Origin of the sequence: Bryocella elongata, assembly GCF_900108185.1 — a bacterium.
Taxonomy (GTDB): domain Bacteria; phylum Acidobacteriota; class Terriglobia; order Terriglobales; family Acidobacteriaceae; genus Granulicella; species Granulicella elongata.
Genome location: NZ_FNVA01000010.1, coordinates 46,395 through 67,187, shown reverse-complemented (window position 1 = coordinate 67,187; position 20,793 = coordinate 46,395). Strand labels below are relative to the sequence as shown.

Genomic DNA, 20,793 nt, shown 5'->3' with positions numbered 1-20,793 from the left:
GCCCTTAAACCCGTGATCGGGGAGTTGGAAAGCCGAAGTAAGCACGGCTCCTGTGACCTTTAGCTTTAGGGGCCTGGACATACGTCACAGGCACCCCGACCGCAAAGGCGTAGGGATACGTCGGCACGGTTGAGCGTGCCTCTTGCTTACTTTGGAGTTTCCACACTCCAGGACGGTGCGTGCCCGTCCCGCATCCATGATTTCGGAATAGGGAGCAAAATGCAAGGCGTCCATGGACGCCTTGGCCTTACCGGAGACTGTTGGAAGAATCTATGTACCGTTACAGGCGCGTAAAGTCAGGCCGCTCTCACTGCACGGGACTATCCAGTTTCGGTATGAAGCCAACAGAAGCCAGCTCTTCTTCCGTCGTGTCTCCCTGAGCAATAAGCACATGGCCCTCTTGCGCTTCCATACTGACCGGTTCTGAATCGGGATAGACCAGCTCGGTCAGGGTAACGAAATCCGTCATCGGCGTGGTGGTGATTCCAGGTTGCGGTGTGATGGTCGTACTGGCCGCGGTGAGACGAGTCGCAGTCTCAGAATCCAGAAAGCCAAGCGAAACGAGAATGCCTGCAACCTGCTCTATACACATAACCTGCATTTCCCATGCTTGCGGCGGCTGGGTAAAAGGCAGAATGGCGATCATGCGGAATCTCACGAATACATCCGTGACCATAATGGTGGCTTTCATGGTCCCCCTTCCGCAAAGGCAGTACCCTCATCGCATGAGCAAGCAGGGTATGCACTATAAGGATGAAACAGGAGAATGGCTCAGCGCAAGGTGAGAGCTAACCCCTTCACCGCCGCGTTGCTTTGTGCATTGCCGAAATTGAGGGACCCTAGTGAACCGTACCTAATTGCTCACTCATGACATAGCCAGCCTCTGTGCAATCATTGATAAGCATGCCGCCTACCTACCAAGTTGCTGAATACATTACGGATTTGCGAGCGATTCGCTCGACCGGGTCGGCGACGGCGGAAACTTCGTTCTACCCGCCGGTGGATCGACTTCTTAATGGCGCAGGCCAGGCGCTCAAGCCGCCCGTCTTGTTTTCTTCTCAGCTCCGCAATAGCGGGGCAGGCATGCCAGATGGCGGATTTTTCCCTCAGTACAACCGACAGCGAAGGAATACGGAGCCTCAGCCTCTTACCAATCCTGAACGCGGGGTGGTGGAGATCAAACCAGTCGACTACAGCCTTGACGCGCTAACGAACGAGCCGCAGACAATTCGCTATCTACGGCAGTATGGCCTAGTTCTGATTACGAATCTTCGGGAGTTCCGACTTCTTAAGCTTTCAACGACGGGTGTTCCACAGACTCTCGAATATTACATTTTGGCGGACAGTGCGGCTTCACTATGGTCGGAACCGATCGGGTCTTTTGAACGGCACGCTGAGCTCCTTCCTGACTTTCTTCGCCGTGTGATGCTTTATCGCGCGCCACTTACCCAACCCAAGGACGTGGCATGGTTGCTTGCGTCTTATGCCCGCGAAGCACGCGCCCGGTCTGAAGATCATCCGCTCGCCAGTTTTGAGGCCGTCAAGAAGGCTTTGCAGGAGTCCCTGGGAATTCAGTTCGAGGGTGAAAAAGGCGAACACTTCTTTCGCTCGACGCTCGTTCAAACGCTCTTCTACGGTATCTTCTCGGCGTGGGTTCTGTGGCATCGTTCTCCAGAAGGACGAGCTCCAAGCGCACGATTCGATTGGCGAGTCTCGGCCCATTACCTCCGCGTGCCTGTTTTGAGAAAACTGTTCGGCGAAGTCGCCGATCCAGGTGCGCTCAACTCCTTGCAGCTCCAGGAAGTATTGAATCTCGCAGGAGAAGCTCTAAATAGGGTTGACGATTCGTTCTTCGAGACCTTTCGCGACGACGTTGCGGTTGCGTACTTCTACGAGCCGTTTCTTGAAGCGTTCGACCCGGTGCTACGCAGAGAGCTCGGCGTATGGTATACGCCGAAAGAAATCGTGCATTACATGGTGGAACGTGTAGATTTCCTCCTCCGTACAGAACTGCATCAGCCACTGGGCCTTGCCAGCCCATCGGTTCGGATTCTCGATCCCTGCTGCGGGACCGGCGCTTACCTGACCGCCGTGTTGAACCGTATTCACAGGACACTGATGGAAGAAGCGGGGGACGACAATGCGCTGGTTCCGAACGACCTGCGGACCGCCGCTCTGACTCGCGTTTTCGGCTTCGAAATCATGCCAGCGCCTTTTGTCATAGCCCATCTCCAGATAGCTTCTCTCTTGGAAAACGCGGGGGCACCGCTTGTTGACTCAAGCAGGGCGGGAGTCTTCCTCACCAATGCGTTGACAGGCTGGGTCCCTGAACGCCATCCTCAGTCTTCTATATTCGAGGAATTCCGCCGCGAACGCGAGGATTCAGAGAATATCAAACAACACAACACTATTCTCGTGATTCTAGGCAATCCTCCATACAACGGTTATGCGGGGATTGCAAAGATAGAGGAGGAGCGAGACCTCACAACGGCATACCGAACCCCCATACCCGGTATACCTGCTCCTCAAGGCCAAGGACTAAACGATCTTTATGTCCGTTTTTTTCGGATTGCTGAGCGTCGCGTCGTCGGCGACGTTCATGTTGCCGGAAATCACGATGGCTGCGGTATCGTGTCGTTCATTTCGAACAATGCGTGGCTGGATGGACTCTCACACCCTTCAATGCGGCACAAATACCTGACCACTTTCAACTCGGTATTTATCGATAATCTTAATGGCGACAGATTCCGAACGGGAAAGACTACTCCAGACGGCAGACCTGACCCCAGCGCATTCTCCACGCCGCAGAATCCTGAAGGCATCCAGCTCGGTACGGCTATCACCACTCTAGTGCGGAGCTCGCGAGCAAGTACTGGATCTACGATTGAGCTCCGCGATCTGTGGGGAACAGGAAAGCTCGCCCAACTAGAATCTGAATCGTTCCACGAAACGGAGCTTCTATACCAGACCTTCTCTCCAGTTTCTGGCCTTGGACTGATATTCGCCGAACGGGCTCATTCCGCCAACTATACGAGCTGGCCACGTCTGACTGAGCTATTTCCATATTCGTTTCCAGGAATCAAGACCAGCCGCGATCCTCTCGTCATAGATATAGATAGGGAGCGCCTTGAGGAAAGGATGGGCAAATATCTGGGCCGATCTGAAAGCGACGAACAAATTGCAGCAATAGCACCAAGCTCAATGGAAAGAAGCGCCCGATTTGACCCGGTTTCCACTCGCAGGACACTCCAAGAGAGAGGTTTCCGTTCGTGGCAAATCGTGAGATACGTCTATCGGCCTTTTGACCTACGCTGGCTCTACTGGGAGCCGGAAACAAAACTCCTAGATGAGAAACGGGATACCTACATGGCTCAACTTGTAGGCAATACCACTTGGCTGGAGGCGCGCCAACGGGAATCAGGAGATACCTTTTCTCGGGGCACAGTCGCCAACGGTCTGGCCGATAATTTCGGTAACGGTCTATCAAGTTTCTTCCCTGAAAGAGTTTTATCGACCGCAGGGTTATTACTCTCCGACGTTGAGATCCATGACAATTTAAGTGTTGCGGCAGAGCGCTACCTGTTACCGAAGAATGGATCGGGTTCGGACTTATTTTTTCATGCGCTTGCGATCATGCACACACCCGCATACCGGGCGGAAAATGCTGGAGCCCTTCTCGGAGATTGGCCCCGAATTCCGCTTCCATCAACCGGCGAAGAACTTAAACGATCCGCTAATCTCGGAAGGTTTGTATCTCGGCTGCTGGATGCCGAATCGCCACTAAATATGACTGCGGAATGGTCCTTCCTTGGTAGACTCAGCCTTCCTTCGGAACACGACATCGAGACGATTTTGGCTCTCGAAGCGGATTGGGGTCGGTTGCAAGGCACGAAGGTTATGCCTGGAAACGGTCGAATCGTGACGCGTGACTGGACTGACGCTGAGCTTGGGAAGATCAACGCGCTAGCGGCAACTGAGTCAATTACGGTCGATGACGCATTAGCTCTTCTTGGCGAAAGATGTGTGGACGTCTACCTGAATGGCGCGGCGTGCTGGGCTGCGGTCCCAATCAACGTCTGGGCATACACACTAAGCGGTTATCAGGTTCTCAAAAAGTGGCTTAGCTATCGGGAGTCGCGGCTTCTCAATCGAGCCTTGCGTCCTGAAGAAACACAGTATTTTGCCCAGGTCGTACGGCGAATCGCAGCCGTTCTGCTACATGGAATTGCCCTCGATGCGAACTATCTAAATCTGATTCGAACCGCAACCGGGCTGCCTCACTAGCACTGAACTGAGGTTTCGTTTTTTTTTCGCTTCTTTGGGAGGAAACGGGTATGATGGATGCTTTCGAGGAAGATGCGTGAAAAGGATTAGCGTAGCCGTCGGAGCGGACCATATTGACAGTCTGGCCCGAGCGCGTAAGCCGCTCTTGGCACTCATCGAACTCATTTGGAACGCTTTAGACGCCGACGCGAAAAAGATAGCTGTCATCTTGACCCCAAACGGCCTCTCTGGATTGGATTCAATCCAAATTGAGGACGACGGGACGGGCATACCCCCCGAAGAATTCGACAGCGGTTTTGGTCAACTCGGGGACTCGTGGAAGAGACGAAGTGAGCGCACGAAGGTGTTAGGCCGTGCGCTCCACGGGAAAAAGGGCATCGGGCGTTATCGGGCTCTGTCTCTTGGCGGACGTGTAATTTGGAACACTCGATTTGAGGTGGACGGGCAAGTACTGCAGTATGAGATTGCCTTTGACGCCGGGGATAGACGTACCGTCACAGCTACTGATCCTGCACCGTCAAGTGATCGCCCCGGCACCATCGTTACGATTTCGGATCCTTCGCCGAAACTTGAGACGCTCGAATTCGATGCAGTCAAGCCAGAGCTTACGGAGCATTTCGCTCTATACCTACGACAATATCCCAACGTCGAGCTTCGATACGATGGCGCTGTCGTCAATCCGGCCGAGCTCATCTCTCGAACGACAGATATTCCGTTTGATTTCATGACCGAAGATGGTCAGCTCGCCCCACAAACGCTGACCGTGATTGAATGGCGGGTTCCGCTGGAACGCGCACTTTTCCTTTGTAGCCGAGATGGTTTCAGTCTTCGTGAAACTGTCGCAGGGATTCAAGCGCCGGGGCTTCAGTTCACCGCATACTTACGCTCGGAGCTATTAGAAAAACTGGAAGCACAGGATGCTATCGAGATTGAATTGGGTGATCTCGGTAAGCTTCTGGAATTGACGCGAGAGAAACTGCGGGAATACTCCGCGTCCAGGCAGGCTGAGCAAGCAGCCGAACAGGTTGAAGAGTGGAAGCAAGAAGAGATTTATCCCTACGAAGGTATAGCGAACGACGCTGTTGAGGTTGCTAAACGACAGGTATTCGATGTAGTAGCTCAAAATGTCGAAAAGTATCTGCCAGACTTCAAGGGTTCAAAAAAGAAAAGCAAACAATTCACTTTCAATCTCCTCAGGCAAGCGATTGAGACAAGTCCCTCGTCGCTCCGAAAAATTCTAGAAGAGGTCATTGGCTTGCCGAAGGAGAAGAGAGACCAACTGGCGACTCTGCTGGAAAAAACCTCTCTTGTTTCAATCATCAATGCGTCAAAGATTGTTTCAGATCGGTTGGAGTTCATCCAAGGACTTAAATCGATGCTGTATGACAGTCCCTACCGGGACAAGCTCCTCGAACGCAAGCAACTTCAACGTCTCGTCGCAGAGAATACTTGGCTTTTCGGAGATGAGTACTTACTCATGAATGATGATGAAAGTTTGCTGAATGTTCTCAAGAAACATCTAGGCAACGGCGGCTATGTGATCGACGAAGGTCTTATAGATTTTACAGAGGATGTCACTTTTGAAGGCGGCGGTACGGGCATCGTGGACCTTGCGCTTACTTCTGAACCACCCGCTGATGAAAATCTGCCAGGGACAGTTTTAGGGAAAACCCTTCCCCGTTCAGGCGTCGATCCTGTGCATAATCTCGTCATTGAACTCAAGCGTCCGTCTCAGAAGATAACTCCCGCAGTTCTCAAAGAGGTTCGCGACTATGCGTTCGCTATTGCAAGAGATGAACGCTTCCACAGCGTCCCCGCAAAGTGGACCTTTTGGGCGCTCTCAAACGCAATTAGTGAACAAGCCCAAGAGGAAGCAATGGTCAAGAACTTGCCTCCAGGCGTGGTATACCAGAGCGGAATTGTGGCGGGAAGAAACTATGAGTACACAGTTATTGCGAAGACATGGGCACAAGTTCTAGACCAAGCAACTCAGAGGCTTAATTTCTTTCGGACCCACATCGGTTACAGTCCAAGTTTCAGCCAAGGTCGAGAATATTTGAACGCCGTGTACCGTAAGTTCATTCCGGTGGAAGCTCAAACATCAGGCGATAGCGCAACTCTCGTCGAAATCAAGTAAATTGAAGCGCGCCGGTCCGAGGTACGACTACGCGACCCATCTGCGAATGTTCACCGAGCGACTAGAGCCAACCCCTGCGCCATCGAATTGCTTTGTGCATTGCCGAAACTGACAGCCGCGCTCTTGCTCACGTCCTGACTCAGTTTGCCGACGAGCGACGCAGCATCGTTGGTATAAATCTGCGCGTCGTGCGAAGCACGCGAGACAGAGACATAGGCAAACCTGCTGTTTATCAATTCTGGATGAACCGCCGTATCCATGTTCACCAACACACGCTCGGAGGTAAGTCCCTGCGAGCTCTGCGAGGTGACAGCATAGCCATGATCGAAGTGCCGCATCGCGCTCGCATCGAAGCGGACGGTACGCTCTTTTGTCTCAACCATGCGGACGCTGATCTTGCCATCGTCACTGATGTGTTGGATGATGCCGAGGTCGCGATTGGCGACCTGCAAATCCCTAGACGGAGCCGTGAATTGTATTTTGTCGCCAGTAGCAAACTCGCGCTCGATCTCGCGGTAAGCGGAGATGCCGTGCAGCCGTGACGGATCATAGGTCACTTGCTGGCCGTCACCTTTTCGCACCGTAACGAGGTTTTCATCCGGGTTCGTGGTGACAACCTGGGCATAGCTTTTTGCCTCGATGCCATGCTCTTTGCTGCCGCGAACGTAGTGGAGAACATCTCCAGGCTGGTAACGTGCGGCCCATTCGCGGTCAGCCCCGGTCATATCGTTGCGTGGCGCGAGAACTCGCATCGAGTGATCTTTGCTGTCCACGGCGCCTAGCGTTTGCAGCTCCTGTCGCACAGCCTGATTTATGGCGCGGCGCGAGGCGTTATCGGGTGAGACGATAAGCGTGTTTTCCGGGTGCGCGGCATACTCTTTAGCGATGGCCGAGACGCGTTGCTGCGGGTCTACAATCTCTTTTATCCGTCCCCGCTGCGAAAGCATTTCAACCCCGAGAGCGGTTTCGTTATTGGACAAATGCTCGACGGCTTTGAGTAGAGCTGGGTCCTTCTGGCGCATGATCTGGTCAAGCTGGGCGGTCTTCATGCCCGCTTCCTGCAACTGCTCGAAGGGCTTTCCGGCGTCAACGCCCTGATGCTGGCGGGTATCGCCAATCAACAGTACCTTGTCTTGTGGCCCGATCTTGTTAAGGAAGTCTCGCATCTGTTGGGTCGACGCCAGCGAGCTTTCATCGACCATGTAGAGATGCTTGTTCGCGGGATCGTCGGCAGCCTGCAGGCTGCCGCCCGCGAGGAAGCGTTGCAACGTGTCCGCCTGAATGCCAGCATCACGGAGCTGCTTCGCAGCCCGCGAAGTCGGCGCAAAACCTTTCACGGCGTAGCCATTCTGTTCGGCTCCTTCGCGTATGAGGGAAAGCACGGAAGTCTTGCCACTGCCTGCGCGCCCCTGCAATCCCTGCACCTGATCGCGTGAGGTGAGAACATCTTCGACCACCCTTTTCTGAGCGGCATTGAAGTAAGAGCGTGAATCCGCAAGCGGGACTGCGGACTCAATCGGCATGATCTGTGGTGCGCGGCTCTGCCCGTCATGCACCTTCTGAACGATTTCACTCTCGGCTTTGATGGTCGCCGCCGTCGTGAACCTGCGCCCGGTATCGTGCGCGGCATTTTCAATTTGGCGGAACTCGCCGGAGGCGACACGCGCCTCGAAGCTGGCGCGAACCTCCGGGTACGTCATCCCGCCCATTCCCCGGCGCAACGCATCGACATAAAGCGCACGTTCGTCCACGACCGCCTCCCGCTCGAAGCCCTTATCGCGGGCAAAGGTGACTGCCTCTCGAACTTGCTGGAGACGTTCTTTCTCGAGCTGTGGTGTTTGTTCTTTTCTGCGCTCCCGCGCCTCGGCCACCACACGATCCGCCTGGTTGCCGAACTCATCGGCAATTTGCTTGTGCGCGGCCAGGATTTGATCGGCAGACAAGCTGACTTTCTTGTCGCGGGTGTTGTGCGCCGCGATCTGCGCTGCCTCCGGGCCTACGAAACCACTGCGGGAGAGGGCTTCCTCGATCTGCTGGCGGCGCGGACTGGAGGCATCCAAGTAGTCCCGTGTGAAACCCTTGATGTCCGGGGCACCGCTCTTGCCAGCTTCGATTTCATAGCCAAGCGAGCGGAGGTTGTACGTGAGATGGGACTGATAGACAGCGGTCGCAAACTGCTGGCTCTCAAACAAGGAGTGCGGCTGCAAGGCCCCCATCTTGCCGTTGTCCCTTTCGGTCATGTTGAAGATGACAACGTGTGTGTGGAGCTGCGGTGCGGAGTATCCGTCCACCGGACGGGCGGTATCATGCTCGAACTTTGCCGCCACAAACTGCCCGGTCGTCTCGGCGGGATTGTTGCCGCCGATGCGGGCCTGCGTGTACTTCTCCAGTTCGTTCAAGGCAACGTTGACGGCTTCGCGGTGTGCTTCGCGCACCCGGTCGTCGCCACCGACAAGCGCGGTCAGTGATATGGACTTAGGTGCGGAGAATGTCGCATCCCAACCGGCGCGATGCTCTACGGGCGATACCATCTTTCCCTCGGCATTTCGGTATTCATGGACGGTGCGATGGGATACCAACTGCGCGCCGGTTTGCGGATGCTGGCCTTCGGAGAGGCGGGCGAACTCCTCGGCACCCACAGCACCGGACAGGCCAAAGTTCTCCGCCAGATTGCCATGCCACTCGCCCTGAATGGTGTCGCCCTGCTTCCAATAGTTCTGTTCGGCTGCGGTGAACTCCTTCGCATGGTAGGTCTGTGCCTGCGATGCGGAGAGCGGTTTCGAGATGTTCAACATGGCAGCCTCCTTATCCCTTGAACGTAAGCGTCTGTTGTTCGGTGGTATCGTCTGGGACGGTTGTCTCCGGCTGAATCTCGTGCGCCGCGGCAGGTTCGTTGGGTTGTGGTTGCGGCTCAGTGGGGGCTGCGGAAGGCTGCGGCTCCTGTGCCAACTCTTCCGTGCCGGGTAAGGTCTTCGGGACATACGGCAGCCTGTCATCCGGGCGTTCGCGCAGCTCGAAGGGCTTCGCCACCTCCGGCATATCGAAGTACGGAAATGAAAAGAACGTCACGTAATTCTGGTACTTCATAAAGGCGTGAAGGTCGGCGAGGCCGGAGATTTCCGACTCCAGAACCAGCGGCTCAACTTGCCGTTCGATGGTGAAGTTATGCCCGGAACGTGTCCCATCGAAGTGTGTCTCACGCAGGCGCTCGATCTCGACCTTGCCGATGAACTTGGACACCCATTCCCCGGCATTCGGTTCCTTGGTCGTGAGCCAAACGCTGGTCGCAGGCTGCGACAGCATCACCTCGGCGAGATGGCCGTACAGATACTCAAGCTGCGCCTTGCCCTGGAAGCCAAGCAGCACGGGATTCTGACCCTTTCTTCCTTCGGTGATCGCCGTGTGAAGCTGCGGCAACTTCTGCAAGCTCGCCAACTCATCAATGACGAACCACACTCGTTTTTGCTCCTTCGTTGGCTCATTCAAGAGCCGCAAAACCAGCCAATCGATCCATAGGCTCTGCAAAGGCCGGAGGGCTTCCCGCTCTGCCGGAAGAGAGGTAATGAAGATCCATCCTTTCCTCTTTTCGGTCCATTCCGTTGCCGTCCAGGTGCCGTTGCCTTCCTCTTTCTTCGGAAGCAAACGCAAGCTGTCCGCAACCAATCCGAGAGAGCCGAGCACACCGGCACGCTGCTGTTGCGCGCGGGGATCGATCAGGTGGGCGTGCTCCGTGCCTTTCAGTCGGCGATCGATCTCATCGGGGTTCGACATCCACTGCACCAGCTCGTCCGGAGTAGGCCGATAAGCCATCAGGAAGGCGAATATTTTCTGCGGAGACTCGATGAAGAACTCGCCCTTGCGATCCTGCGGTGGCTGGAAGAGCGACGCGGCCAACGCCTTCGCTTCGGAGCGGCTGCGCAGGTCTTCGGCTGGTCCCCAATAGGGGCAGCGTTTGTCCAAAGGATTCAAGATGACATCGCCACGTGACGGGTCATAAAACCGTTTCACAAACTCGCGGGCGGGGTCGTACACGATGGCTGAATCACCCCGTCCCTGCACCTGCCGGAGCACCTGAAACAGCAGGGCGGACTTGCCTGAGCCCGTATCGCCGATGATCTGCATGTGCTGGGCTTCAGCTTTCGCAGGAATGCGAATCATCTCCTTCATGTCGTCGGTTTTGAAGCCGATGCCGTTCCCTTTGACCGTCCGATTGAACTCTTGCGGCGTGAGCCGTTCGGGGCCTTTCAGCCGCCGCCCGTACTTCAGCGATTTCTGCCGCTTCATGTCCTTGGTGACGGCAAACGGCAGCACCACCAAGAAGATTCCGGCACCACCGAGCAATGGGATTTTCAGGATCGCGGACAGGTCATCTTTATAGACAGCAACCTTCAGGTAGTCGCACAGCCGGGCATCCACGTAGCTGCGTATTGGCCCGCGGAAGAGCAGGTCGTCGCCACGCTGGAGCGCAGCCGGAGAAAGCGCCAAAGGAATGATTCTGCCGCCGGGCTCCACGGTTTTTCCACGCACCACGTCCTCACTCATGGTAGGGCTGGGCTTCCTGCCATGGCCGGTCAGAAAGAGCATCCGATAGTCGCTGCGGTGTGTCCGGCTGAATGACCCGAAGATGGAACTACGCACATAGACCGGCATGTAGAACCGCTGTAACGGCGTGCCGATAAAGCGAAGGCGACCGTACAAAAATACGGCCGTCAGAAATATGGCGATGAAGATAGCACCATAGGTATAGATGGGCCGATGCTGCGGCCAGATGATCGTCTCTTTGCGACCCCACGTTGTCTTTGCCATTGCGTTATCTCCTTCCTTCAGCCATGATTTTTCCGGCCAGTTCATGCTTCGCCGTGCCGATCTGATCCAGCAATTTGTCGAATGCTTCCGGCGTCATCGTTTGCCCGATAGCAACCGACCGCAGCGCGTTCACCAGCAGCAAACGAACGCCAACGATCTCCGGCAGCACGACGGTTTCCGCGCCGGGTTCAGTCCGGGCCGCGACGGCCTCCAAAGCCAGGTCGCGTAGCCATTCGCCGGTCGTCTTGGCTTCCGCGCCTGCGGCGTCCTCCACCGCGCGATATTCCGTCGCAGTCACTTTCGTTGTGAGGGTCTGATTGCGGCTCTCGCGGCCACGAATCTTGCCGCGCTTCACAGCCGTTTGCGTATCAAGAATCGCCATGCAGGAGTGCTCCAATTCTCGAAAATCGCAGGGAGCTAACAAGCTCCCCGATTTTCGTAACTGATGTCTTTTGTTACGGAACCCATTAGCTCCCACAGGGAGCTAAACAGCTCCTTACTAGGGGTGGAGTGTCGAAATACACCCGGTGCGCAGCACCGCTCTGGTACTGCCACGGATGTAGATGGAGGATCATGCTTTCGATCCCGCCACAACTGCCGGTGCTTGGGATGAAGAAGACGCTGCGGAAACCGGCTTCTTCACAGGCTGTTCCGCTGCCTCATTTGCGGATGCTCTACGCACGCGCAACGTGGGCGTAACCTTCTGAGCTTCGGGCGACTTCAGGTACTCCTGAAAGTCGCGGTCTTTGGAGAAGACATAAGCGAGCGCCTGTTCCACAACATCGTTCGCAGAAGCGTGGATGAATGCGGCGTACTGATCGACCTGGGTTGCGGTCGTATCCGTCAACCGAATCGAGGCGCTGAGGTGGCGGGTTTGAGTGACTTCTAGCAGGGGCATTGCATTCTCCTTTTGGTGTGAAATCAAGCGGACTTTCTGTTGGCGATCATGTGTTGTGCTGTGGTCGCAATCTCCCGAGCACGAGCGGAGCAAACTGCGGCGGGAATCTCACTGCAACGCCGGGCTTCGAGCATCGCGATGATGTCGCCAAGACTGCTGCCTTCGATGAGCCAGAGACGGGCGGAAGCCACGTCGATAGTGCGCTGCGCGTAGTAGAGAGGATTGGGCTTATCGGAGCGGCGCGAAGCCAGCTCATGCGTGAGCGTTACGGCATCTTTGCCCTGAGCAAGCTCATGCAGAACCCACGCCCAATCCGATTCCGAGTGGCTGTGCTTCAGCGGAGGATTTCTGTAGCCGGACGTATTGCCGGGAAGCATCGCATCGACCGCGCCTGCCTCAAGCTGGAAGTCATTCGGAGTCCAGACGGAATCGTCGGGATATTCGACGGTGACTTTGTAAGGCGGATCGTACTTCCTATTCAGTAAACCGGGGACACGCAGAACACGGTTGCAGTCAGTGCAAGCTGGATCGCCTCCGAAGGCGAGGGCGAGGAGCTTGAGCATCTGTTCCTGCTGTACAAGGTCGAAGCCTTCGACGCGCCAAAGCACCTGATACTTGCCGGGCGATGTCGAGAGAATCGAGGTCGCCGGTGGCACCAACTCCGATGCCCGAAGCGCAGCGAGCCGGACATCCCCATCCGTGTCGATATCGAGATAGAGATGGCGGACGGATGCAATGCACTCTTTTGTGCGCTTGCGGCTGCCGGGGCGAAGCGGATTGGCAGCGACGTAGATGTTGTTGCGGCCATGCTGGTTTTCATATGAGAGCCACGCCATATACCGGCTCTCTAGCACCTGTTCCACTCGCACGACCCGCTGCATAGGAGCTGATCCATCCTGACTCCGCAGCAGGAGGGCTATAGTCTCTTCCGGGGCAAAACAACGGCGGAGAAAAGTAGCGGCAATCTGACTCATCGCGGCACCTCTTGCGAGTGGGAACGTTCGGGCCTTTAGCAGAAGAGAAGCCCGGCTTTCACCGGGCTTCGGCATGGAGGAAATGGCCTATGCGGCCACGTCCTCCTCGAAGGTCTCATCGAACTCTTCCTCGGCGGCAACCCGCTCTGCGCGATCGAGCTTGAGGATCGAAGTCACCCGGATCGTGTCGGTCTTCACGCCCTTGTATTCGGAGTGCTGAATCTTGCCCTCGATCTGAATGTGAGCGCCCTTCTTGAGCTTGCCGGCGAACTCGGCCAGCTTGCCGAAGACGATGAGGTTATGCCATTCCGTGCGCTCGTTGTACTTGCCGTTCTCTTTGTCCTTATAGGACTCCTTGGTTGCAAGGGAGAGCGTGGTGAACTGCTTGTTGTTTTTGCCGGTACGAACGACGGCATCGCCGCCGAGGAAGCCCATGAGGATTGCTTTGTTCAGGTACATGATTGTGTCTCCGTTTTGAAATTCCCGATCTGCTCGGGTCACACCTGGCGGAGCCTAGCGAGTGGGTCCGACTCCCAAGGCCGAAGTTCTGCATTTACGGAGGGTCCGTCGTAGATGGAAACCGTAACCGAAGGCGGCGCCAGCCGAAGCAGAAGAACGAGCCTGCCGCCGGGCGTCGGTATGACCCCGAAGCAGTGACCGTGCAGAAAGCGGGATAGCTATGGGAGACACCCGCCTGAACAATCCTCTTCATCCGCTTCCTGGGGATGCCATGTACTGGCAAGAATGGTTCACTCGTCCCCACCAAGAGCTGCGCAAAGAGCCGCAAGTCAGCGCCGAAACCGAATGTCTCGAAGCTGCCTGTGCCATGCTCAGGAGCGCACGTTCTGGTCGAGAGATTCAGCGCCGGGATATCGGTGAGAAGCACCATAACGATTCCTGTTCCATCCGCGTCTCAAGCCGCCGCTGCCGCAGAGGGAGCGCGATAGATCTCCTCGGTCTGGAAGGACTGATCCGCGTGGCTGTAACCCGTCACACGAATCAGCTCGCGTACCCTGCGTCGGCCCGCATGGTCGCGCTCGCAGTACAGAACAAAGTCGATGGCCTCGGCAGTCTCCGAACGCACGAAAGAATGGTTGAGATTCGGTCGCGCGCTTAGAGCGAGATCGGAGAGCCGATTCAGCGCGTCCCACGCGCTCTTGGCATGGATGGTGGAGAGCGTTCCACCGTGCCCCGTGTTCATCGCTTGCAGCAAGTCATAGCCGCATTCATCGCGTATCTCGCCCATGATGATGCGGTCGGGACGATGCCGCAGTGCGGCGGCAACAAGCTGGCTTGGAGTCACGGCAACCTGACCTGGAATGGCCTCAACTGCTTCCCATCGAACGGCGTTCGGATGGGCTATCTTTAGCTCGGCGGGCTGCTCAATGACGATGAGCCGTTCCTGCATCGGCACATGGTCGAGCAAGGCTTTCATCAAAGTCGTCTTCCCACTCCCAGTTCCACCGCTGATGATGCCGTTCTTCCGCTCTCCAATGAAGCCGACAACAACATCTCGGATCTCCACCGGCAGACTGCCCGATGCAATCAGCTCATCGGAGGTAAACCAGCGGTTGAATTTCCGTACCGTGAACGTCGGACCATTGATGGATGATGGCGAGCCGACGACGGCGACTCGGGAGCCGTCCGGCAGGCGGGTATTGAGGATGGGATTCTGGCTGGTGAGGTCTTGTCCAAGCAGGCGGGCGACACGCTCGATGGCTGCTTGCAAGCGGTCGTTGGAGTAGGGAGTGGAGAGCACGATATGCTCCACCACGCCGCCACGATCCGCGTAGACGCCGGTGGTCCCGTTAATCATGAGATCGGAGATGGACGGGTCCAACAAGAGCGTTCGCAGCTCGTCGGGAAAGAACGGTAATATCAGATCGAAGCTCATCGAACCACCAACCCGCCAGAAAGGACGCTATGGCAATCAAGACCATCTCGTACGACAGTATCGCCAACGAACTGATGACCAAGGCCAGCCGCTCCCGAGCAAAGAAGCGCGCCAAAGCCATCCTCGAACGCATGGGACTCGACGAATTGCGCGAGGTTCGCAAGGTGACGCAGGAAAACCTCACACCTTCTAAATAGCGCAACCACTGGTCCCGGCTGGCAGGGTCGCGTGGATGATGCTTTGCCAGGAAGTCTCATCGAACTCCCCCATCGGTCGTTGCGACGGTGCCGCGAGTAATGGGATCAACCGAGACGCGGTTTTCGTGGAACTCGGTGATGGTCAATCCCAATGGATTGATGAACTCATATTGCGGGTAAATCTTGGCCTGGTCGCTGACCTGTTTGGGATTCAGATAATAGGTCAGACTGAGCATCCAGTGCTCGGCCCTCGGCTGATGCGAGTGGCTGGGAGAATACAGCTTATCGAACGCCAGCAATGCCGTGCCACGCGCCATCAAAGCACCTTGCACGGTCTCTTGCGACATGGACGTGATGGTGACGTTCTTCACCTCCACATCGCTTTGCTCGATCTGGCCGCCGACCACCTGAGAAACAAGGTGGTTGGCATTGTCTTCTGTCATCAACTGCGAAGCGAGATTGCCGGACAGGAAGTAGTAGTTGAGGGGGTACTTCTTGGCGATGGTGTCGCGGCTGATCGTGTAGCGGTAGTTCGCCCAATCGGTGAGATAGGTTCGTACCTCTCCCTCGCGCGGGCTGTAGCTCAAATCGCTGTACTGGATCGCCTGGGCGCGCCCCATCTCGTCGATGCGGATGTAGCGGTTTACCAGTGGACGGCGGGCCAGCGAGAGATTGAGCCACATGGAGCCGCAAAGCAGGACTGTTCCACAGGTGAGGATGATGCGGTAGGCTTTGCGCTCAGCATAATGTGAGGCGTAGACCTCATTGCCAATCTGATCCGTGAGCAATGCTTGCTCCGGCGTTAGGTGTTGCTCATGGACTACTGTGCGTGTGGACATGGGAATGGCTCCTTTGCTCAACCGCTTGCAAAATCACGTAGGTGTAGATAACTCCGGCTACAGCAGAACCGAGAAGGATGAGAACAATCGCCAATCTGACGACCCGCAGCCGCAATATGCGACGAACAAATATGACTTGTAGGGCGTAGTCGAACATGGGCCTTATCCTCCTCCTGACATTCCTAACGATGCAGCCGTGCCAGCAACTTTCGTGATGCTTTCAGCCATTCCAGCCGCCCCACCGAAGATTGCTTGAGTCATGCTCGGAATGAAGAGCATGTTCACGATGAATGCGACGAATACCATGATGCACGGAATGAGGTTCGCAAGCCACATTTCCATGGAGTAAGTTCCGTTGAATGTCTGCTGGATAAAGGCGTTCATAAAGCCGCCCCAAACAAAGATGAACGCCGCTGCGACAGCGCGAATCATGGCGAAGCTAATCAGCACGTCAAGGAAGTGAAAGAACTTTGCCCGAAAGGTCTTGGTCATCAGCAAAGGGATGAAGACGGGACCAAATAGAGCCGTCACGCCATAGAGGATGAAGGCGCTGCAATTGATGACAAACAGGATGGCGGACGCGATGCCGAGAAGTGCTTGCACAACGAAGTAGCAAAGGATCTGCACCGGAGCCGTGAGCGACGGCATCGCGGTATTATCGCCAGCCGTTTTGAAGAGCTGCAGGAGATTATCGAGCGAATGCTGGTCGAAGGCCGCCACCATCGCCTGCGCGATGTACGAGAAGAAGTGGTTGATGCCGAAGCTCGCGCCGGGGAAAGGGTTCACCCAGTAGTTCTCAAGCAGGCAGCAAATGATAAGTCGCAACAGGAAGTTGACGAGATCGCCTGCGTGGACCGGCTGAGCGTGAAAGCGAAACGTCATGCTGGTGGTATTCCAGTTAATGACCAGACTGATGAGCGTGAAGAGAGAGATGCAGGCCAGCTCCGTCAATCCCAGTTGCGAGAGTGCGCCGCCATTCTGCGTGGTGAGATTGGTCAGGTTGTTGGTGAACTGATAGAGCCAATCGACCCCGGAACTTGTGCTCGGCAGTGCTTGTGCTAACAACGCCACGGAAACCATATCGCTACTCTCCCTCGGTCACAGTTACGGGATGTACTTCTGCCAGCTCTTGCCTTCATGTGCGGCAGCGGAGTTGTGCTTCTTCTTGGCCGCTTCGACACGCTGCCGGAACGCCTCATCCTCGGCCTTGCGGTCCTCGGCTTCCTTCTGCTGTTGCTGGAGGATGGCCGCAGCTTTGGCGGCGGCAGCGGCGGCTTTCGCCGCCTCGTGCCGCTGGTAGGTGAGCGCGCCACCAATCGCGGTGAGAGCCGCGAGGATGGCGAGCAGGATTTTGGTATTGATCGCTTTCAACATCGCGGTCTCCGCTTAGGGCAGATAGCTATCCCAGGTGCCGCTTTCGTTGGCGGCGCTGGTGTCGTTGACGGAACGTTGCTGCTGGACGAAGACGGCGGTGTTGAGGTCTTCGACGTGGGCGTTACGACGCTCCATGTTCGCGACCGTCATCTGCGAAGCAAGGCAGGCGTGCAACGTGCCTTGTGATTGCATCTCGCTCAATCTCTGCGCCTCGGCGGCATTCAGGAGATTGAGCTGCTGTACCTCACTGTTGGTGCTGTCGCCACCGTCGAACTGTTGCGACAGAAGCGAGCTGTTCGCCGTAGCATTCTCGCTGCGTGCGGCGCGGTACTGGCCCACGGCGGTAAGGCAGTCGGGAGAGACCGAATCGGCCGTCTCGATCATCGCCAGTTGCGAGCTGCGGGAGCTGCCGAGAGACTGGCTGGCGAGGTAAGTCGGCGCACTGCCGTTCATGGTGACGGTGGCCGCCTTCCATGCCGTACTCGATGCACCCGGCGAATTGGTATTGAGCGCAATGCTCATACCCGCTGTCTCGCCGAACATATTGGCGACGTTCACGTTCTCAAGAGCATGCAGCGTCGTCTGCCACTGCTGCTTGGCCGAGAAGTGCGTAATGTTGTTCTTCAGCATGTTGTATTGCGTCTGAAGAGTCGTCAGTTGCGATACAAGACTGGCATAGCTGGTGGGATCGAACACAATGTCACCGATGCCGAACAAGGCGAAGCTGGGAGTTGCTGTGAGCAACACCGCCGCGCCTCCGATAAGCCACTTGCGACGCTTGCTGAGAGTGAGTTTCATAAACCCTCCTGTCATTGGGTTGAACTACATGCACTGCGGGCAGGTCGGGTCCAACCTGTCCAGGGGAAAAGTGCGGATGTGGGTTGCGTTTGTAATCGCTTCGGCGGACTGGAGGTAGATCCACCCAAGCGCATCTCTACCGGAGGTTGTACCCACCAGCAGCAGGGCGAGCACAACGGCGGAGAGAATTCCGGAGACCTGGCAAAAGCGATGGACGCCGACTCTCTGCATGGCCTTCACTCCTCCTCTGCAAGTTGCCGTGCAACCTGCGGAATGATCGCGAGCCATTCGGGCCCGCTGCGTTCAATCGCTTCGGGGATCGTGTAATCGATCTCGGCCAACCAATCGGCACGATTGAGGACGAACGCCACGGCTACCTTTTCGCCGGTGGACTGCACGGCCCATGCGTCATGGCCGCCGTGCTTGGCATCGCGCGATTTGCGGAGCAGATGGTCATAACGGTCATTCATGGCAGGCTCCTCTCTATAGCGTGGGATCGACGCGATGCTCCGCATAGGCTGGAATCAACAGATCAGTGCCGATGTACACGCGAGCGCGGGAACCTTCCTTGAGCGTGATGATGGGCAGGCGATTGAGGAAGTGATTCAAAACCTGCTCGCCTTCCACGGCAGACTGCTCGGAGATGCCATTCCGAATCTGTACCGAAGGATCGAGAACACTTCCGCCATTTCCGATCTGCGCCAAGCCGCCTAAGCCGCCGATGGCAGCAGCGGCTGCGAACGCCTGCAAGTAGCCGTGGTCTACCTTGGTGGCAAGTCCGGTCGTGCCGATCTGGTCAAGGCCGATGTACTTGGCGAACTCCAGCGAGAACCCATCGGGGCAGATAGCGCGGTGGAAGGTAACGAACATCTTGCGCTGCTGCGCATTGCCGACGCTTTGCACGTAACCAAGCAAACGTGTGCCTTGCGGCAAGAGAAGCTGCTGATGATCGTGGGAATACAGGTCAGTCGTCAGCGACACCATGATGGGGCCGCTGAAACCCCCGTCAATATGATTGGTCACGACACCTTCCAATACCGTGCCCTCGAAGATGCGATACAGACGGCCATCGTAGGTATCGAAGTCATACCCAGCCATCGCATTGCCTTTGCTGTCTTTCTTGGCATCTACGCTGGCTGACTTTGCTGGAGCCGCGCCGCCGGCTGCGGCAGCAGCCGTCTCCTGCGCGGCCCCCGCCGTGGCTGCCGGACTGGTGCGCTCGAAATCAATCGCAACGGTGTCGCTATTGATGGCGTCCTGCTGCTGCTTCTCTTTGGCGAGCTGCTTCTGTTTGGCTTCGGCCTGGGCCTGCGACATATTCGAAGTCCGCTGCGGGGCATTTGGACTGTCACCATAGATCGCAGAACGCTGCGCAGCGGTCATGGGCGGGGCTCCTGCGGCCTCCGGGCCGGGCGCACCTTCCGTCTGCTGCAACTGTTGGAGGGCAGCATTCAGCTCCCGCTGATGCTGCCGCGCCTCGGCATCGCGTTGCGCCTGCAACTGCTGCTGCGACTCAAAGCTGTTGACCTGCTGTGCGTTCGGCGCTGCCGGACGCATGGGCAGGGCGCTGGCTGGCGCATTCCTCTTGTTGCCGCTCAACAGGCTGGAGAGATTGGAGATTCCGATAATCCCGATGATGACAACTAGGGCGATAACGACCGGCATACTCTTCCGCAGTGGGGGCTTGCTTTCCGGTTGTTCGGGAACGGTCGCAGGGAGATTCTGATTGGGCTCCGGCATGACTACCTCGCTTCCTCGGTACGGTGAAACTCAACCTTCTGTTTGCCGATGGCGAGATAACCGTTATCCAGCTTCTTGGGCACGGTATAAAGGCCATTCGCGAAATCGAAGTTGATAAGCGATGGCTTCTTGTCCTTCACCTCGTACAGGGCAGGCGTCTCCTGAAACTGCCCGCGCAGGTAGGTGAACTTGTCATCGCGCCAGATTGCCTGCAAGCCAAGCTCCTTGCCCTTCGGCTTGTCCCACGTGTAGTCAAAGTGGAGTGAGCCGGGGTACTGACTGCGGTAGGCTTCCTCTTTACTCTGCTCAGCCTTCAAGGTTGCGGCTTCGGCTGCTTTTGCGGCTGCGGTTTCCTGCTTCGCTTTGTCCAGTTCGGCGGCGGGAACGAAGACAGGCAGTTCGGCCAGCCGGTCTTTGGCGGCTTTGTCGCCAGGTGTAATGAAGATCTTGGAGTCGAAGTGGGGATCGTCGTCGCCGGAGACCTCACGCAACTGCAAGGTGTACTCGTTGCCGTGATCGGAAACGATGTGAACGTCGGTGGTGCTGTTCGCAAGCTTCGGCTTGATGCTGATGAAGCGCGATGCAACGCGTCCGCCATCGAATACCCAATCGACGGTATCTCCAGCGAAGACATTCGCAACCTTCTCCTGATCGGGAAGCAGAATGAGGGTCGATTGCAAAAGTCCGGCACGGACCACAGGCGGCGTGTCCGTCTCGGACACGGTGATGGCGCGTGGCGCGTTCGCTTGTAGATGCTTTGCGTCGGAAGTACCAGGGCCGGAGGCAGAGGCAGCGGAGGCAACTAGGGCGAGACTGCTGGCGACGAAGATAAGGAAGGGTGGTTTCATTGCT

19 protein-coding genes are annotated in these 20,793 nt (G+C 56.6%); 3 read left to right on the top strand and 16 right to left on the bottom strand.

Features of this window, described 5'->3' with window-relative positions; genetic code table 11:
- Nucleotides 1–307: 307 nt before the first annotated feature.
- A complete protein-coding gene (locus C4S68_RS22295; protein ID WP_103935339.1) occupies nucleotides 308–691 on the bottom strand; it encodes a hypothetical protein in 384 nt (127 codons plus the stop codon).
- Between the two features lie 212 nt (nucleotides 692–903).
- On the opposite strand from C4S68_RS22295, the gene C4S68_RS22290 reads away from it, so the two are divergent.
- Nucleotides 904–4,284: a type ISP restriction/modification enzyme gene (locus tag C4S68_RS22290; protein WP_103935338.1), complete on the top strand. Its 3,381-nt coding sequence runs from the start codon at nucleotides 904–906 to the stop codon at nucleotides 4,282–4,284.
- 145 nt (nucleotides 4,285–4,429) lie between these two features.
- Entirely contained in the window at nucleotides 4,430–6,421 is a 1,992-nt protein-coding gene (locus C4S68_RS22285) for an ATP-binding protein (RefSeq protein WP_160115287.1), read from the top strand.
- A 50-nt stretch (nucleotides 6,422–6,471) separates the two neighbouring features.
- Here C4S68_RS22285 and mobF read toward each other — a convergent pair whose 3' ends face one another.
- The 7 genes from mobF to C4S68_RS22250 form a co-directional block, all read right to left on the bottom strand.
- A complete protein-coding gene (gene mobF / locus C4S68_RS22280; protein WP_103935336.1) occupies nucleotides 6,472–9,216 on the bottom strand; it encodes a MobF family relaxase in 2,745 nt (914 codons plus the stop codon).
- Nucleotides 9,217–9,226: 10 nt separating this feature from the next.
- Nucleotides 9,227–11,272 carry a type IV secretion system DNA-binding domain-containing protein gene (locus C4S68_RS22275; RefSeq protein ID WP_235011799.1) on the bottom strand — a complete coding sequence of 682 codons (2,046 nt, stop codon included), beginning with the start codon at nucleotides 11,270–11,272 and terminating at the stop codon, nucleotides 9,227–9,229.
- Entirely contained in the window at nucleotides 11,232–11,609 is a 378-nt protein-coding gene (locus C4S68_RS22270) for a hypothetical protein (RefSeq protein ID WP_103935334.1), read from the bottom strand. Before C4S68_RS22270 ends, C4S68_RS22275 begins: the two co-directional genes overlap by 41 nt.
- 189 nt (nucleotides 11,610–11,798) lie before the next feature.
- Nucleotides 11,799–12,125, bottom strand: a complete 327-nt coding sequence (locus tag C4S68_RS22265; protein WP_103935333.1) for a hypothetical protein — start codon at nucleotides 12,123–12,125, stop codon at nucleotides 11,799–11,801.
- 23 nt (nucleotides 12,126–12,148) lie between these two features.
- A complete protein-coding gene (locus tag C4S68_RS22260) occupies nucleotides 12,149–13,099 on the bottom strand; it encodes a RepB family DNA primase (RefSeq protein WP_103935332.1) in 951 nt (316 codons plus the stop codon).
- A gap of 87 nt (nucleotides 13,100–13,186) precedes the next feature.
- The gene (locus tag C4S68_RS22255; protein ID WP_103935331.1) at nucleotides 13,187–13,558 is read right to left on the bottom strand and encodes a single-stranded DNA-binding protein; all 372 of its coding nucleotides are present in this window, start codon (nucleotides 13,556–13,558) and stop codon (nucleotides 13,187–13,189) included.
- Between the two features lie 454 nt (nucleotides 13,559–14,012).
- Nucleotides 14,013–14,993, bottom strand: a complete 981-nt coding sequence (locus tag C4S68_RS22250; RefSeq protein WP_103935330.1) for a CpaF family protein — start codon at nucleotides 14,991–14,993, stop codon at nucleotides 14,013–14,015.
- Between the two features lie 29 nt (nucleotides 14,994–15,022).
- On the opposite strand from C4S68_RS22250, the gene C4S68_RS22245 reads away from it, so the two are divergent.
- Nucleotides 15,023–15,190, top strand: a complete 168-nt coding sequence (locus C4S68_RS22245) for a hypothetical protein (RefSeq protein WP_235011797.1) — start codon at nucleotides 15,023–15,025, stop codon at nucleotides 15,188–15,190.
- A gap of 56 nt (nucleotides 15,191–15,246) precedes the next feature.
- On the opposite strand, the gene C4S68_RS22240 is transcribed toward C4S68_RS22245, so the two are convergent.
- The 8 genes from C4S68_RS22240 to C4S68_RS22205 form a co-directional block, all read right to left on the bottom strand.
- Nucleotides 15,247–16,029, bottom strand: coding sequence for a VirB8/TrbF family protein (locus C4S68_RS22240; protein ID WP_103935329.1), 783 nt, complete (start codon nucleotides 16,027–16,029; stop codon nucleotides 15,247–15,249).
- Between the two features lie 162 nt (nucleotides 16,030–16,191).
- On the bottom strand, nucleotides 16,192–17,109 hold the full coding sequence (locus tag C4S68_RS22235; protein WP_103935328.1) for a type IV secretion system protein: 918 nt from the start codon (nucleotides 17,107–17,109) through the stop codon (nucleotides 16,192–16,194).
- Nucleotides 17,110–17,133: 24 nt separating this feature from the next.
- Entirely contained in the window at nucleotides 17,134–17,403 is a 270-nt protein-coding gene (locus tag C4S68_RS22230) for a hypothetical protein (RefSeq protein ID WP_103935327.1), read from the bottom strand.
- Nucleotides 17,404–17,415: 12 nt separating this feature from the next.
- Entirely contained in the window at nucleotides 17,416–18,201 is a 786-nt protein-coding gene (locus C4S68_RS22225) for a hypothetical protein (RefSeq protein ID WP_103935326.1), read from the bottom strand.
- A gap of 24 nt (nucleotides 18,202–18,225) precedes the next feature.
- On the bottom strand, nucleotides 18,226–18,432 hold the full coding sequence (locus C4S68_RS22220) for a hypothetical protein (RefSeq protein WP_146072279.1): 207 nt from the start codon (nucleotides 18,430–18,432) through the stop codon (nucleotides 18,226–18,228).
- A gap of 5 nt (nucleotides 18,433–18,437) precedes the next feature.
- Nucleotides 18,438–18,671, bottom strand: coding sequence for a hypothetical protein (locus C4S68_RS22215; protein WP_103935324.1), 234 nt, complete (start codon nucleotides 18,669–18,671; stop codon nucleotides 18,438–18,440).
- Nucleotides 18,672–18,684: 13 nt separating this feature from the next.
- Nucleotides 18,685–19,941, bottom strand: a complete 1,257-nt coding sequence (locus tag C4S68_RS22210) for a TrbI/VirB10 family protein (RefSeq protein ID WP_103935323.1) — start codon at nucleotides 19,939–19,941, stop codon at nucleotides 18,685–18,687.
- Between the two features lie 2 nt (nucleotides 19,942–19,943).
- Nucleotides 19,944–20,789, bottom strand: coding sequence for a TrbG/VirB9 family P-type conjugative transfer protein (locus C4S68_RS22205; protein ID WP_103935322.1), 846 nt, complete (start codon nucleotides 20,787–20,789; stop codon nucleotides 19,944–19,946).
- Nucleotides 20,790–20,793: the final 4 nt, after the last annotated feature.

Coding starts and splice junctions, on each gene's coding strand:
- C4S68_RS22295 (WP_103935339.1), bottom strand. CDS start 691: ATGAAAGCCACCATTATGGTCACGGATGTATTCGTGAGATTCCGCATG.
- C4S68_RS22290 (WP_103935338.1), top strand. CDS start 904: ATGCCGCCTACCTACCAAGTTGCTGAATACATTACGGATTTGCGAGCG.
- mobF (WP_103935336.1), bottom strand. CDS start 9,216: ATGTTGAACATCTCGAAACCGCTCTCCGCATCGCAGGCACAGACCTAC.
- C4S68_RS22275 (WP_235011799.1), bottom strand. CDS start 11,272: ATGAACTGGCCGGAAAAATCATGGCTGAAGGAAGGAGATAACGCAATG.
- C4S68_RS22270 (WP_103935334.1), bottom strand. CDS start 11,609: ATGGCGATTCTTGATACGCAAACGGCTGTGAAGCGCGGCAAGATTCGT.
- C4S68_RS22265 (WP_103935333.1), bottom strand. CDS start 12,125: ATGCCCCTGCTAGAAGTCACTCAAACCCGCCACCTCAGCGCCTCGATT.
- C4S68_RS22260 (WP_103935332.1), bottom strand. CDS start 13,099: ATGAGTCAGATTGCCGCTACTTTTCTCCGCCGTTGTTTTGCCCCGGAA.
- C4S68_RS22255 (WP_103935331.1), bottom strand. CDS start 13,558: ATGTACCTGAACAAAGCAATCCTCATGGGCTTCCTCGGCGGCGATGCC.
- C4S68_RS22250 (WP_103935330.1), bottom strand. CDS start 14,993: ATGAGCTTCGATCTGATATTACCGTTCTTTCCCGACGAGCTGCGAACG.
- C4S68_RS22245 (WP_235011797.1), top strand. CDS start 15,023: ATGGCAATCAAGACCATCTCGTACGACAGTATCGCCAACGAACTGATG.
- C4S68_RS22240 (WP_103935329.1), bottom strand. CDS start 16,029: ATGTCCACACGCACAGTAGTCCATGAGCAACACCTAACGCCGGAGCAA.
- C4S68_RS22235 (WP_103935328.1), bottom strand. CDS start 17,109: ATGGTTTCCGTGGCGTTGTTAGCACAAGCACTGCCGAGCACAAGTTCC.
- C4S68_RS22230 (WP_103935327.1), bottom strand. CDS start 17,403: ATGTTGAAAGCGATCAATACCAAAATCCTGCTCGCCATCCTCGCGGCT.
- C4S68_RS22225 (WP_103935326.1), bottom strand. CDS start 18,201: ATGAAACTCACTCTCAGCAAGCGTCGCAAGTGGCTTATCGGAGGCGCG.
- C4S68_RS22220 (WP_146072279.1), bottom strand. CDS start 18,432: ATGCAGAGAGTCGGCGTCCATCGCTTTTGCCAGGTCTCCGGAATTCTC.
- C4S68_RS22215 (WP_103935324.1), bottom strand. CDS start 18,671: ATGAATGACCGTTATGACCATCTGCTCCGCAAATCGCGCGATGCCAAG.
- C4S68_RS22210 (WP_103935323.1), bottom strand. CDS start 19,941: ATGCCGGAGCCCAATCAGAATCTCCCTGCGACCGTTCCCGAACAACCG.
- C4S68_RS22205 (WP_103935322.1), bottom strand. CDS start 20,789: ATGAAACCACCCTTCCTTATCTTCGTCGCCAGCAGTCTCGCCCTAGTT.